The organism is Ruegeria alba, from assembly GCF_022321465.1.
Taxonomy (GTDB): domain Bacteria; phylum Pseudomonadota; class Alphaproteobacteria; order Rhodobacterales; family Rhodobacteraceae; genus Ruegeria_B; species Ruegeria_B alba.
The window spans coordinates 1-1,355 of record NZ_JAKOEM010000066.1; the positions used below are offsets into that span (position 1 = coordinate 1).

The following is a 1,355-nucleotide window of genomic DNA, read 5'->3' on the forward strand; positions in this document are numbered from 1 at the left end:
ATCACGCCCTCCCGGCTCAACTGCTGCACCCGGCGTTCGGAGAGATCGAGGAGCCGCGCGATCACGCCGATGGGTTGAGCCGCTGACGACATGAGATGATCCCCGCGCTCCGATCAAAGCCATGATATTGCTGCGATTATACTGGATGTGTCTGCGCGCCAGAGCGAAGCTGATGACAGGACAACGACACACCCGACGGAGCCAACCCGATGACCCGCCTGAACCCGCAAACAACACCCCGCCACGATTTCCGCGCCGAGAAGGCCCGGCTGAACAAGGAAGCGGCATTGGCTGCCTTCATCGCGAAGAAGGCCGAGATCGACGCGATGCTCGCCCGCCTGCAGGCGCTCAGCGACGACCACTTCGGTTTCGACCCGGACGCCATCAACTGGGGCAGCGTCGGCTCCATCGCCAGCGTGGCCGACGACCTCGGACAGATCACCGACTTCCTCTTCGGCGAAGGCGAACACGCCGAGTGATGAACCAATTCCCCGGGTCGGCCCGCCGGTTGGCGGGCTTTGACCGGTAGAGGGCGGCGCATTCCGTGTCGCCCGATGCCGGAGACCCGCCATGACACAGATCCAGTTGTCCCAAGCCCAGACAGTCCTCCTGTCGACCGCCTGCGCGCGCGATGACGGCGCCATCTTTCCCGTGACAGCCAACCTCAAGGGCGGCGCTGTTGGCAATGTTTGCAAGAGCCTCCTCAAGCAGGGCCTGATCGAGGAGGTCGCAGCCACCGACCTCGACACCGTCTGGCGGCACGACGCGGAGCGCGGGCCGATCACTTTGCAGGCCACACCGCTGGCTTACATCACGCTCGGGATCAGGGACGGCCAGACTGACACCTCACTGAGCGAAGCCCTGGCCCCTCCCACCCAGCGCCGGAAAGGGACCAAGCAGGAAACCCTGATCGAGATGCTACAAGCAGAGGGCGGCGCGACCATTGAGGAGATCGTCGCAGCTACCGGCTGGCAACCGCATAGCGCACGCGGGGCGATGTCCGGCGCGTTGAAGAAACGGCTTGGCCTGATCATCACCTCCGAGAAGATCGAAGGTCGCGGACGGGTGTATTCGTTGCGCTCGGACCACACTGTCGGATGAAGTCTGCCGCCGCCGGTTTCTGGGGCGAAGACGCCTGATAGTAAGTACTCGAGGAGACTGTGAGTGGTTCCTCGACTGTTTTCCAAGTAAGGTTGATTACGTCCCCCAACTGAGTGCCGGGCCGGTCGAGCGCCGGCACTTTTTTCTTCACCCCTGGGGAGCGACGACGTCATTTGCGTAGGTCCGTCTTCGGAGGCCGACCTGGTTTTGGTGGAAAGCGCGTATGCCTTTCGGAAGAGGGAGAAACGGCTCGA

General features: G+C 63.1%; 2 protein-coding genes. Both read left to right on the forward strand.

Features of this window, described 5'->3' with window-relative positions:
* Window positions 1–209: 209 nt before the first annotated feature.
* Entirely contained in the window at window positions 210–479 is a 270-nt protein-coding gene (locus MB818_RS21865; RefSeq protein ID WP_238906550.1) for a hypothetical protein, read from the forward strand.
* 91 nt (window positions 480–570) lie between these two features.
* The gene (locus MB818_RS21870; RefSeq protein WP_238906552.1) at window positions 571–1,101 is read left to right on the forward strand and encodes a DUF3489 domain-containing protein; all 531 of its coding nucleotides are present in this window, start codon (window positions 571–573) and stop codon (window positions 1,099–1,101) included.
* The last annotated feature ends 254 nt before the right edge of the window (window positions 1,102–1,355 follow it).

Bases quoted from the DNA above. Each gene is read 5' to 3' on its own strand.
- MB818_RS21865 (WP_238906550.1), top strand. From the start codon at position 210: ATGACCCGCCTGAACCCGCAAACAACACCCCGCCACGATTTCCGCGCC.
- MB818_RS21870 (WP_238906552.1), top strand. From the start codon at position 571: ATGACACAGATCCAGTTGTCCCAAGCCCAGACAGTCCTCCTGTCGACC.